At 43.3% G+C, this 12515-nt stretch carries 10 protein-coding genes and 1 pseudogene; 10 read left to right on the top strand and 1 reads right to left on the bottom strand.

The genetic code is table 11. The features are described 5' to 3' along the window. Window positions 1-422 precede the first annotated feature (422 nt). The 9 genes from RM049_RS09960 to RM049_RS09920 all read left to right on the top strand — a co-directional run bounded on the left by RM049_RS09960 (window position 423) and on the right by RM049_RS09920 (window position 10129). Window positions 423-2468, top strand: coding sequence for a phosphodiester glycosidase family protein (locus tag RM049_RS09960; RefSeq protein ID WP_322704057.1), 2046 nt, complete (start codon window positions 423-425; stop codon window positions 2466-2468). 279 nt (window positions 2469-2747) lie between these two features. Then, window positions 2748-3167 carry a cupin domain-containing protein gene (locus tag RM049_RS09955; protein ID WP_104907515.1) on the top strand — a complete coding sequence of 140 codons (420 nt, stop codon included), beginning with the start codon at window positions 2748-2750 and terminating at the stop codon, window positions 3165-3167. Between the two features lie 254 nt (window positions 3168-3421). Next, entirely contained in the window at window positions 3422-3745 is a 324-nt protein-coding gene (locus RM049_RS09950) for a HesB/IscA family protein (RefSeq protein WP_099099761.1), read from the top strand. Between the two features lie 130 nt (window positions 3746-3875). Continuing rightward, window positions 3876-4259, top strand: a complete 384-nt coding sequence (rpsL, locus tag RM049_RS09945; protein ID WP_012410236.1) for a 30S ribosomal protein S12 — start codon at window positions 3876-3878, stop codon at window positions 4257-4259. A 570-nt stretch (window positions 4260-4829) separates the two neighbouring features. After that, a complete protein-coding gene (rpsG, locus tag RM049_RS09940) occupies window positions 4830-5300 on the top strand; it encodes a 30S ribosomal protein S7 (protein WP_069070112.1) in 471 nt (156 codons plus the stop codon). 137 nt (window positions 5301-5437) lie between these two features. After that, the gene (fusA, locus tag RM049_RS09935; protein ID WP_322671964.1) at window positions 5438-7516 is read left to right on the top strand and encodes an elongation factor G; all 2079 of its coding nucleotides are present in this window, start codon (window positions 5438-5440) and stop codon (window positions 7514-7516) included. Between the two features lie 23 nt (window positions 7517-7539). Continuing rightward, window positions 7540-8769, top strand: a complete 1230-nt coding sequence (tuf, locus tag RM049_RS09930) for an elongation factor Tu (RefSeq protein ID WP_118168986.1) — start codon at window positions 7540-7542, stop codon at window positions 8767-8769. A 182-nt stretch (window positions 8770-8951) separates the two neighbouring features. Beyond that, entirely contained in the window at window positions 8952-9269 is a 318-nt protein-coding gene (gene rpsJ, locus RM049_RS09925; RefSeq protein WP_008232935.1) for a 30S ribosomal protein S10, read from the top strand. 212 nt (window positions 9270-9481) lie between these two features. Beyond that, window positions 9482-10129 carry an LON peptidase substrate-binding domain-containing protein gene (locus RM049_RS09920; RefSeq protein WP_094349488.1) on the top strand — a complete coding sequence of 216 codons (648 nt, stop codon included), beginning with the start codon at window positions 9482-9484 and terminating at the stop codon, window positions 10127-10129. 111 nt (window positions 10130-10240) lie between these two features. On the opposite strand, the gene pheA is transcribed toward RM049_RS09920, so the two are convergent. Continuing rightward, window positions 10241-11116, bottom strand: a complete 876-nt coding sequence (pheA, locus tag RM049_RS09915; RefSeq protein ID WP_322704056.1) for a prephenate dehydratase — start codon at window positions 11114-11116, stop codon at window positions 10241-10243. A 264-nt stretch (window positions 11117-11380) separates the two neighbouring features. Between pheA and RM049_RS09910 the strand changes: the two are divergent. Further along, a pseudogene (locus RM049_RS09910) lies at window positions 11381-12458 on the top strand (IS630 family transposase). Window positions 12459-12515 lie beyond the last annotated feature (57 nt).

The following is a 12515-nucleotide window of genomic DNA, read 5'->3' as shown; positions in this document are numbered from 1 at the left end:
TCCAGCAATAAAATCAGCGTATTACAATATATACCCATTTGACAATTCCCAAATATTTTTGTTGTCTAGAATTTTGCCGCTTACCAGTTGCCGCATGTATTACTATTAACTAGACATTACTGAAGTAATAACAGTAGCAACTATCGGCAGGATTAAATATCTTAATCCAGTTTTGATAACCAAAACTAACGTATATAGTGTGGTTAGAATTAGTTGGGAGTTAAAAAACTAGGTTGCAGTGGCTTTAGCGTCTAAATAAATTAATGTGTGTCTAATGTTTGTCTAAAAGAGACAAGTAGCCAATATATAGATTACCATATTTATTCAAAAATAAAGTCATCTTTCCTTGATATTTCCAAATAATTGGTTAGTTTAAACCTTGGGTAATAGTTTTCCAAAGTACCTAGTAAATTATGGTAAAAATGCCGAATTGTTGCCAATCAGAGATTAGTGATGGCTCTGCAAATGCCAAGGGCGATCGCAGATTCTTCCGGGCTACTGTGTCACCAATACTTTTAACAGTACTGTGCTCAACGACTACTTGTGCTGCCAACGCCCAAGAATCCCCAAAAACCACCAAATTTATATCCAGGTTAATCTCACAGTCACCTGCACCTCCTTTAACAGGTGTGGCATCCTCTGGTAATCAAATTTCCCTCAATGGTCGTACTTTACCAGGAACTTGGTTACAGCGACCTGGAAAATCTGGACAGGTGACAACTCATCTCAGTGATGGGGCATTTAGGCAATTAATTGGAGTAAATTTCTTAAACAGTAGTAATTCAGCGAAGCAACCAATACAGTGGTTTTCGTCGGTGACAAAGCCACTGGTATTAGCCACTAGGTTACTAGGAGCATATCGCTATCTGGATATCACTAATTTTGCTCAAACATCTGGCTGGCAAATTCAAGCTAATGGCAACACTTTGCTGATTTCTACCCCAAAAACACAAATCACAAATATTGTTCAGAGTCAGGAACCTCCAGAGGCAAGTACCCCTTTGCAACAGACTCGGATTCTTGTCAATTTAGATCGTCCCACTCCCTGGCAAATTGTACAAGGATCAGCGATCGCCAAACCCCAAACTCCATCCTCCGATCCCGACACGCCAACTCCCAAACCCACTGCACCACCAAATCGAGAGTGGACAATTACTCTTGATGGAATCGCCGAACCCGTTTTGATAGAACGCTATACTCCCCAGCCACCAGCAGCACCAACATTGCTGCCAAACTTGCTCAAACAATTATTACCAGTTACACCAACACAACCAATACCAGCAGCACCTGAACCACTGATTCAAAAAGTAGAGGTGGTGAAAAACCAAACGATTATTAGTCTGAGCGTTCCTTTTGGTCTATCGCCTCAAGTTACTACTGTCGCTAACCCCAATCGCCTGATTATCAATATTCGACCCGATCCCCTAGAAGAACGAGATATTACTTGGGCCCCAGGATTGAACTGGCGACAGCATTATGTCAACTTAGGCACAGAACGCTTTCCAGTCGTCTGGTTAGAAGTTAATCCCCGCAAATTTGGACTAACCTTGAAACCTATGTGGGCTAGTCCTGATGGGCTTGCGGGTACTGCTCCCTTAATTCAAACAGCACAACGTTACCTAGCAGTAGCAGGAATTAATGGTGGTTATTTTAACCGTAATAATAAATTGCCATTGGGTGCGATTCGTCGGGATAATCAGTGGTTATCAGGCCCGATTTTGAACCGGGGTGCGATCGCTTGGAATAATTCAGGCCAATTTTACTTCAGTCGTCTCATTTTAGAAGAAACTTTAATTGCAGCAAATGACCAGCGCTTACCAATTCTATTTCTCAACAGTGGTTACATTCAAAGTGGCATTGCTCGTTACACCTCAGCTTGGGGAGCAACTTACACGCCCTTAACGGATAACGAAATTATCTTAGTGGTGCAGAAAGATCAAATTATTAATCAGCTACCAGGCGGCAAAGTTGGTGAGACGCCGATTCCCATTCCCCAGGATGGCTACCTACTAGCCTTACGCGCCAACGCTGCTAGTGCTGCCTCCCAGCTACCTATTGGAACCACAGTAAGTATTTCCAGCACCACTGTTCCTACAGATTTTAGTCGTTATCCCCACATTATCGGTGCTGGGCCGCTATTAGTCCAAAATCGTCAAATTGTCCTTGATGCCAAAGGCGAAAAATTCAGCAATGCCTTTATTGCCGAAAAAGCTATTCGTAGCGGTATTTGCACAACGGCAACAGGCACACTGATGATTACTGCCACACATAATCGTGTTGGCGGTTATGGGCCTAATTTGGCAGAACATGCCCAATTGATGCAACAGATGGGCTGTGTGGATGCTTTAAATTTGGATGGCGGTAGTTCTACCAGCCTTTATTTAGGAGGGCAACTACTCGATCGATCACCCAGTACCGCTGCTCGTGTTCACAACGGAATTGGTATTTTCCTGCAACCACGAAAATGAGGGAATGGAAAACAGGGAATAGGGATCTTAATCATCAATGCCCAATGCCCCATGCCCCATCTTTTTTAAAGTTTAGAACAAGCTATCATTTTGCTTGATGAAGACTTGGTGTAAACATCAGAATTTTAGTAGTAATGGTTTACACCATAAGGTTTGATTTTGCTATGTTTATCAAAGTGCGACAAAATTGCTGATTTCCAAGGTTGCAAGATAGCGCCAGATTTTTTTATCAATAATTAAGAGTACCAACGGTTTGTTATGTCTTCAAATGAGGTAACTATGGCTCGATATCAAGAAACTACACAGACTGAAACTCTACACCTCCCTCCAAACATAACTTCCAGGGGCGTTGCTGCAACAGAATTACGTCCTTGGGGTGCTTTTACAGTTTTAGAAGAAGGGCGCGGATACAAAATTAAGCGCATCGAAGTTAAGCCCGGACACCGCCTCAGTCTACAAATGCACCATCACCGCAGCGAACATTGGATCGTCGTCTCTGGTACAGCTAGAGTAGTTTGTGGTGAGAAAGAAGTACTACTGAGCAATAATGAGTCAACATATGTACCCCAATGTACATCTCATCGTTTAGAGAATCCTGGCGTGATCCCCTTGGTATTGATTGAAGTCCAAAATGGCGAATACTTGGGAGAAGATGATATTATCCGCTACCAAGATGACTATGCCCGTACCAAAGATTAAAACCAAAAGAACGCTATTAAAGCTCTAACCCCAAAACTGAATACATTTTTGTTTGTGTAAACCGTCTTTGTAAACGAACTACTACACCCCAGAAGTCCCTACCTAGTCAAGGTGGGGACTGAAGCATGTTAGTGTTATAAATGTAGTAATAGCGATCGCGCTCATGCCTTTGGTGATTTGGAATTTTACACAAGCAAGGGTCAACCTATCTGTAAAATGGAAGATGGGGTATTCAATTGCAAAAAACGAGTTCCATGATTCATCTGAGTCAAGCAGCCGTAAGTGAGATTGGGCGAATAAAGTCCAAGCAGCCAAATGTCTTGTTTCGATTGGCAGTAAAACCAGGTGGTTGTTCCGGGTTCTTTTATGATATGTCCTTCGATGAAGCAATAAAAGTAGACGACCAGGTTTTCGACTTGGATGAGATTCAAGTGGTCATAGATGCCGCAAGCTTAAATTACCTCAACGGTTTGAAAGTTGATTATTCAGAAGACTTAATGGGTGGTGGTTTTCGCTTCCACAATCCCCAGGCGATCGCTACCTGTGGCTGTGGCAATTCTTTCTCCTTGAGTCCTTAATGATTGAACAATTCAAAAAACAGATGTTCGATCGCTAAGGAAAAATAGCAATTGACATAAAGCCGTCAAAAAAGATATAATCAGGATTTGTTAAAACTTAGACCATAAGCAGCTTTACGCGCTGTAACTCATGCCAACAATACAGCAGCTAATACGAAATGAGCGCGAACAAGCGCGTCAGAAAACCAAGTCCCCGGCTCTGAAACAATGTCCCCAACGTCGGGGAGTTTGTACCAGAGTATATACGACCACACCAAAAAAGCCTAACTCAGCCCTACGCAAAGTAGCAAGAGTCAGACTTACGTCTGGATTTGAAGTCACAGCTTACATTCCAGGCATTGGTCACAACTTACAAGAACACTCAGTTGTGATGATTCGTGGCGGTCGGGTTAAGGATCTACCAGGCGTGAGATACCACATTATCCGTGGCACCCTAGATACAGCCGGAGTCAAAGACCGCAAGCAAGGCCGTTCCAAGTATGGAACCAAGCGTCCTAAAGAAGCGAAAAAATAGGATCGGGCGATTAATCGCATCCAACACGATTAATCGTCTACCTTAAAAAAGCTGAAGGGCAAAAGAAGGAGCGCCGTCTTTGTTCTAACAGTAGTTATGAAGGCTGCTAAAGTCTGTTTCAAAAAATCAAGCAAGCTACATCTACACTAAGCGAGCAAGTGTAGAAGTTCTGAGGAGGAAAATCCTGTAATATACAGCTAATTTCTCATCTGAACATTAAAGTTTATAATCTTGTCGCCTTGAGTATTTAGTTGCAGATAGCAAGTCAAACAATTTTAGATTTTAGATTTACGATAGCGTAGCGTTAGCGAGTTATCGAGCGTCTTTTGGATTGGTCGAACCCACAAGGGAATTAGGCTTAAAGACTTTTGATTTTTTCAGATCCTTGGGATCGGAATATATATCAAATTTTAATCCAAAATCCAAAATCCAAAATTGGCAGTAAATAAGTCAGCCTTGCTGCAACGGGTGAAAAAATTGAGGAAGTCTGAGGGTTGGGTTCTACCGCTTTTAGTTTCCGCTGTTTGATAGCATATAATTTCGTTGCCAATTCCGAATTAAAGGTGAAGTATGTCTCGTCGTGGTGTTATTCAAAGGCGCCCAGTTCCGTCTGACTCAGTATATAATAGTCGCCTTGTGAGCATGATTATCAGACGGATCATGCGTCATGGCAAAAAATCACTTGCCGCACGCATTGTTTATGATGCATTAAAAACTATTGAAGAACGCACTGGTGCTGGTGCTTTGGAAACCTTTGAAAGAGCAGTGCGAAATGCCACGCCTTTAGTAGAAGTAAAAGCTCGGCGAGTTGGTGGAGCAACCTACCAAGTACCAATGGAAGTGCGTACAGAACGGGGCACTACCCTAGCACTGCGTTGGTTAGTGCAATATTCCCGCTCCAGACCAGGCCGGACAATGGCCAGCAAATTGGCAAATGAGTTAATGGATGCTGCCAACGAAACTGGCAATGCGATTCGCAAACGCGAAGAAACGCACCGGATGGCGGAAGCTAACAAAGCATTCGCACACTATCGTTACTAAGTAAAAAAGCGATATATCGCCTTGCCGAAGCGGTATATCGTAGATTTACACAAAAAGACGGTTTTCCCTAAAAGTATAGAATCTTAACAAAGAGTAATATACAAGATATCATGAGGCAAAAACTATAGGAGGTAGCTGTGGCACGCACGATCCCGCTAGAGAAAGTACGCAACATTGGTATTGCGGCGCATATAGATGCGGGCAAAACAACAACAACAGAGAGAATATTATTTTACTCTGGGATAATTCATAAAATTGGCGAAGTTCATGAAGGAACTGCCGTCACAGACTGGATGGAGCAGGAGCGGGAACGGGGAATTACCATTACTGCCGCTGCCATCAGTACCAGTTGGAAAGATCATCAAATAAACATTATCGATACTCCGGGTCACGTAGACTTCACAATTGAAGTTGAGCGTTCCATGCGCGTGTTGGATGGTGTAATCGCAGTATTTTGTTCTGTGGGCGGCGTGCAACCGCAGTCTGAGACAGTGTGGCGTCAAGCAGAACGCTACAAAGTTCCTCGGATAGCCTTTATCAACAAGATGGATCGCACCGGAGCGAACTTTTATAAAGTTCACGACCAAATCCGCGATCGCCTGCGGGCTAATGCGATCGCCATTCAACTACCAATTGGTAGTGAAAATGACTTCCGAGGTATTGTTGACCTAGTAGGGCAACGCGCGTATATTTACGCAAATGACCAAGGTACTGATATCCAGGAAACCGATATCCCGGAAGAATTGCAAGCGCAGGTAGAAGAATTCCGCACCAAGCTTATAGAAGCCGCAGCAGAAACCGATGATGCTCTGATGACTAAGTACTTCGAGGGCGAAGAACTTACAGAACAGGAAATTCGGACTGCCCTGCGTAAAGGCACAATTGCGGGAACGATTGTACCAGTACTTTGTGGTTCAGCATTCAAAAACAAAGGCGTGCAGTTGATGCTGGATGCCGTTGTAGATTACCTGCCAGCGCCAAGTGAAGTACCGCCGATTCAAGGCTTACTGCCCAATGGCGATACTGTTGAGCGGCGGGCTGATGACAACGAACCCTTAGCAGCTCTGGCATTCAAGATTATGGCTGACCCTTACGGTCGCCTGACATTTGTTCGCGTTTATTCTGGTGTCCTGAAAAAGGGCAGCTACGTTCTCAACGCTAGTAAGAATAAAAAAGAACGGATTTCCCGCTTAGTTCTAATGAAGGCAGACGATCGGCAAGATGTCGATGAACTGCGAGCGGGTGATTTAGGAGCAGCTCTGGGATTGAAAGACACCTTGACAGGTGACACACTCTGTGATGATGGATCGCCAGTAATTCTGGAATCCCTATTCATTCCTGAGCCTGTGATCTCGGTGGCGGTTGAACCCAAAACCAAGAACGACATGGACAAACTGTCCAAGGCTCTGCAATCTCTCTCAGAAGAAGACCCCACCTTCCGTGTCCGCGTCGATCCGGAAACAAACCAGACCGTGATCGCGGGAATGGGAGAGCTACACCTAGAAATTCTAGTAGACCGGATGTTACGAGAATTTAAGGTGGAAGCGAATGTAGGTGCCCCACAAGTAGCTTACCGAGAAACAATTCGGAAAGCTGTGAACAAAGTTGAGGGCAAATTCATCCGCCAAAGTGGTGGTAAAGGTCAATACGGTCACGTTGTGATCAATTTGGAGCCTGGAGAACCCGGTACTGGCTTTGAATTCGTTTCCAAAATTGCTGGCGGTACAGTACCTAAAGAGTACGTTGGCCCCGCAGAACAAGGAATGAAAGAAAGCTGTGAATCCGGTGTTCTAGCTGGATATCCATTGATTGACGTTAAAGCAACGCTAATTGATGGGTCATACCACGATGTAGACTCTTCAGAAATGGCTTTCAAAATCGCTGGCTCAATGGCGATGAAGGAGGCTGTACTGAAAGCTTCACCTGTCATCTTAGAACCTATGATGAAAGTTGAAGTTGAAGTTCCTGAAGACTATATGGGGAACGTCATTGGCGACCTTAACACCCGCCGAGGGCAGATTGAAAGCCAAAGCACCGAAAAGGGACTCGCTAAGGTAACATCCAAAGTTCCATTGGCGAGCATGTTTGGCTACGCCACTGATATTCGGTCAAAAACGCAAGGTCGGGGTACCTTCACGATGGAGTTCAGCCACTACGAAGAGGTGCCTCGCAGCGTAGCTGAAACTATCATTGCAAAAAGCAAAGGGAACGCTTAGTTAAAATAAGGAAATGAGCATTCATGGCACGCGCAAAGTTTGAAAGGAATAAACCCCACATTAATATCGGTACAGTTGGCCACGTTGACCACGGTAAAACTACCTTGACAGCAGCCATCACTCTGACATTGGCAGCTCTTGGTCAAGCTGTAGCTAAGGGCTACGACCAAATTGATAATGCCCCAGAAGAAAAGGCACGGGGTATTACCATCAATACTGCTCACGTAGAGTATGAAACCGAAAGTCGGCACTATGCTCACGTAGACTGTCCAGGGCACGCTGACTATGTGAAGAACATGATCACCGGTGCTGCCCAAATGGACGGAGGTATCCTCGTAGTTGCTGCTACCGATGGCCCTATGCCCCAAACCCGCGAACACATCCTGTTGGCAAAACAGGTAGGCGTTCCCAGTCTGGTTGTCTTCTTGAACAAAGAAGATTTGATGGATGACCCAGAACTCTTGGAACTAGTAGAACTAGAACTTAGAGAACTGCTTTCTAGCTACGATTTCCCTGGCGATGATATCCCCATTATCAAAGGCTCTGGTCTGCAAGCTCTAGAAGCAATGACCAAGAATCCCAAGACCAAACGCGGTGAAAATCCTTGGGTAGACAAAATCTACGAATTGATGGATGCTGTAGATTCTTACATCCCCACTCCTGAGCGGGATGTTGATAAACCCTTCCTGATGGCTGTAGAAGACGTTTTCTCAATTACAGGTCGTGGTACTGTCGCCACCGGTCGGATTGAGCGCGGTGTAGTCAAAGTTGGTGATAACGTTGAACTAGTGGGTATCAGAGATACTCGCGCCACTACCGTAACTGGTATTGAGATGTTCAAGAAGAGTCTCGACCAAGGTATGGCTGGGGATAACGCTGGCGTACTACTCCGGGGTATCCAGAAGGCTGATATTGAACGGGGTATGGTTATCGCCAAACCTGGTTCGATTAAACCTCACAATGAATTTGAAGGTGAGGTTTATGTCCTAACAGAAAAAGAAGGTGGTCGTAAGACTCCATTTTTCGCTGGTTACCGTCCCCAGTTCTATGTGCGGACAACTGATGTAACTGGCACCATCAAAGCTTACACCTCCGATGAAGGCAAAGAAGTAGAAATGGTGATGCCAGGCGATCGCATCAAGATGACAGTAGAATTGATCAACGCGATCGCGATTGAACAAGGAATGCGCTTCGCTATCCGCGAAGGTGGTCGCACCATCGGTGCTGGTGTCGTCTCCAAAATTATCAAGTAGCACCTTTTTGCTCATAACAAAGGAGCAGAGATGGTATGTATTTTGCCTCTCTGCTCCTTTCTCTTCCCCCTATAAATAAGGCAATAGGTTACAGGGACAGGTAATAGTTTTCTGTAACCTTTACCCTGTAACCTTTAACCTGTAAATACTCCCCTAATTACGCAGAACCTGGAAAATTAAAGATGGCAACTCTACAGCAGCAGAAGATTAGAATTCGCTTACAAGCCTTTGACAGGCGCTTATTAGATACATCTTGCGAGAAGATTGTAGACACAGCTAACCGCACCAACGCTACAGCTATAGGCCCAATTCCTTTACCAACAAAACGCCGGATCTATTGTGTGCTGCGATCGCCCCACGTAGATAAAGATTCACGGGAGCACTTTGAAACCCGTACTCATCGCCGGATTATTGACATTTACCAGCCCTCTTCTAAGACTATTGATGCCCTGATGAAATTGGATCTACCATCGGGTGTAGATATTGAAGTCAAACTTTAATTTAGTCATTAGTCATTGGTCATTTGTCCTTTGCTAATGACAAAGGACAAAGGACAAAAGACAAATTACATTAGTATGAATATTTACACAGCCCTGAAGAAATATATCTCAGGGCTTTTATTTAGCTAGGAAACAAATGATAGAATGTAGATAAAGTACGGGAAAAGCAGAGAAAAAGAAATTTTAAAGATTAAGTTTATACCAAAGTAACAATGACATCATCTTCTAAAATTGCAGTTCGCGAACTACCTCTGTTCCCGTTACCCGAAGTAGTTCTGTTTCCTACCAGGCCATTACCCCTGCACATATTTGAATTTCGCTACCGAATCATGATGAATACGATTTTGGAGAGCGATCGCAGGTTCGGGGTTTTGATGTTCGATCCAGTCAAAGGTACAATTGCAAACACTGGTTGCTGTGCTGAAATCATTCATCACCAACGGCTGCCAGACGATCGGATCAAGATGATGACTTTAGGGCAGCAAAGATTTCGTGTCTTAGAGTATGTTCGGGAAAAGCCATATCGCGTTGGCTTAGTTGAATGGATTGAAGACCAACCACCGACTAAAGATTTGCGACCTTTATCAACTGAAGTAGAACAACTACTGCGAGATGTGGTGCGTCTGTCAGCCAAATTAACCGAACAAAATATTGAATTGCCAGAAGATTTGCCCGATCTACCAACAGAGTTATCTTATTGGGTAGCCAGTAATCTTTATGGTGTCGCCGCAGAGCAGCAATTATTGTTAGAAATGCAAGATACTGTAACCCGTCTAGAGCGGGAAGCAGAAATTTTAACTTCTACTCGGAATCACTTGGCAGCTCGCGCTGTTCTCAAAGATACATTTAGTGAAAAGTGAGGAGTAAGGAAGAAAAACAAAAATAAAAGCTCGACAACTTATAATTTATATTTTCTAGCTGAAAACTGGTAAATCATAAATGATAACTCTTAACAAATAACTTCTAACCTTTTAAGTAACGGCGGCGATCGGTAAAACATTGTAAGCGCCAAGAATTTTTAAAATCTCTGTGTGGGTAGTTAATTCTGCTAAAGCAGATTGCATTTGTGCTTCCTTGACATCTGCTTCTAAATCCATGAAAAACAAGTATTCGCCTAGCGATCGCTTCGTCGGACGAGATTCAATCCGGCTGAGGTTAATCCCTAGTTGAGCAAATATTTGCAAAGGTTTGACTAATGCTCCAGGTGTGTTGGCAGGCATACTAAAAGCCAGCGATGTGTGACTAGCAGGCGCTTTTGTTGCCTGGTATCCAGCGTCCACTTCACCCTGACTTACTACCCAAAAACGAGTAAAGTTTTCTGGATAGTCGTTGATGTTACTGGCAAGTATCGGCAATTTGTAGAGTTGAGCGGCTCTGCTAGAAGCGATCGCTGCTGTTGTTGTCTCTTGCTCCAATCGCTGTAGTGCTTCGGTTGTAGAATTGCTAGGAATAATCTGTATAGTCGGCAGAAACCGCTCTAACCATCCCTGACATTGTGCCAAAGCTTGTGGGTGAGAGTAAACAGTTTTAATACTATCTAAATTAGACGCACAAGAAATTAACATATGGGCAATGGGTAATACCAAAGCCAACTGAATTCGCAAACTGTCCAATTGCCAAAGTGTATCCAGTGTTGTAGTAACACTTCCTTCAATAGAATTTTCCACTGGTACAACAGCCAACTGCGCTTGACCATTCGCAACGGCTTGCAGTGATTGGGAAATGCTGGGATAGGGGCATAATCTAGCTTCAATTGCCCTACTTTTGCTCAACCAGTTGGCATAAAAAATAGTTGCTTGTTCTGCATAAGTACCGGGAGGCCCCAAATGTGCGATCGATAAAGTCATACTTTTAGCCTTGAGTCGCGAGTTTAATGCCTAAACAAAGATTATGATATTTTGGTTTGGCAAATATATCCAACATTTACTCTTACTAAACACTGTTATCTCTAAAATTTACGCACTAAAGGGATAAAAGGAAATATGTATCCAAGAAAACAAGTTATGGAAATCAGTCTTCTAGCAGATAGATTTCCTATATAGGAATCATATTTGATTTCTGAAAAAGACTACGAGATAATACGGAGGTGTATATCTGTCTAACAGCGAACAATGATAAACCAGCATATACAATCCGCGATACCTTCGGTGAGCTTCGCTAACGCAGAACTACAAGAATTTATAGATCATCGCCCAGATGCGCGTGAGGTGAGGAAGGCTTTGGCAGTTAAACTGGTTTATCAAGGCTACAAGTATGAAGAAATTCAAACAATTTTAGATGTCTCACTTGGTTCGATAACAAGTTGGATCTTGCCTACAAGGAATATGGAATTTCAGGACTACGCCTAAATCATCAAGGCAGAAAGAGTTATCTGAGCGATGAACAGCGAGATAAAGTATTAAGTTGGCTGCAAACAAAGGATATTTGGGAACTGGGTGAACTGGAGTATAAATTAGCATTTGAATATGATGTGATCTACGAATCAAAACGAAGCTATTATGATTTATTTGACGCAGCAGGAATTAGTTGGAAGAAAACCACTGCCTTGAATCCAAAGGCGGACATTGAGGTTGTTGCAGCAAAAAAAAACAGATTGAATCATTGTTGGCAAGTAAGAGAGAGGAAATAGAATCAGGAAAACTAAGAGTATTATTAATAGATGAGTGTCATCTTCTATGGGGAGACTTAACCGGATACGTTTGGGGAAAAACTGATCGCGAAATTGCAGTGGAAGTTATTAACGAACGAGATAAACAGACATACTACGGGGCGGTTGACTATCTCAGTGGCAAGTTACTTCTGAAAGCTTACAATGCTGGTAATTCTGACAATACTATTGATTATCTACGCTATTTATTAGACCAGTCCCCAAACCAACGATTACTTCTTTTTTGGGATGGTGCTTCTTACCATCGTTCTCATGTCGTTCAAGGCTTTTTAGGTGAGTTAAATGAAGGTTTGCCACCAGAGCAATGGAAAATTCACTGCGTCCGTTTTGCTCCTAATTGCCCATCACAAAATCCAATTGAGGATATTTGGTTACAAGCTAAAACATGGGTGCGGCGTTTCTGTGCTTTGATTCCTTCCTTCTCTCGTATGAAGTGGATGTTTGAGTGGTTTATCCAACACACTACCTTTGATTTTACCACTCTTCAAATGTACGGAGCTTTTTCAGAAATCAAATATTAGTCCTATAGGACTCATATTTGATTTTTGAAAAAAACTCAGTACAGCTTTATTCCTTCT

Source organism: Nostoc sp. DedQUE04 (assembly GCF_034530995.1).
Lineage (GTDB): Bacteria > Cyanobacteriota > Cyanobacteriia > Cyanobacteriales > Nostocaceae > Nostoc.
Note: the sequence above shows the minus strand (reverse complement) of the source record. Positions and strands in the feature narration are given on the sequence as shown.

Excerpts from the sequence above, each read along its gene's own strand:
- RM049_RS09960 (WP_322704057.1), top strand. The coding sequence starts at position 423 with ATGCCGAATTGTTGCCAATCAGAGATTAGTGATGGCTCTGCAAATGCC.
- RM049_RS09950 (WP_099099761.1), top strand. The coding sequence starts at position 3,422 with ATGATTCATCTGAGTCAAGCAGCCGTAAGTGAGATTGGGCGAATAAAG.
- RM049_RS09955 (WP_104907515.1), top strand. The coding sequence starts at position 2,748 with ATGGCTCGATATCAAGAAACTACACAGACTGAAACTCTACACCTCCCT.
- rpsJ (WP_008232935.1), top strand. The coding sequence starts at position 8,952 with ATGGCAACTCTACAGCAGCAGAAGATTAGAATTCGCTTACAAGCCTTT.
- pheA (WP_322704056.1), bottom strand. The coding sequence starts at position 11,116 with ATGACTTTATCGATCGCACATTTGGGGCCTCCCGGTACTTATGCAGAA.
- tuf (WP_118168986.1), top strand. The coding sequence starts at position 7,540 with ATGGCACGCGCAAAGTTTGAAAGGAATAAACCCCACATTAATATCGGT.
- rpsG (WP_069070112.1), top strand. The coding sequence starts at position 4,830 with ATGTCTCGTCGTGGTGTTATTCAAAGGCGCCCAGTTCCGTCTGACTCA.
- RM049_RS09920 (WP_094349488.1), top strand. The coding sequence starts at position 9,482 with ATGACATCATCTTCTAAAATTGCAGTTCGCGAACTACCTCTGTTCCCG.
- rpsL (WP_012410236.1), top strand. The coding sequence starts at position 3,876 with ATGCCAACAATACAGCAGCTAATACGAAATGAGCGCGAACAAGCGCGT.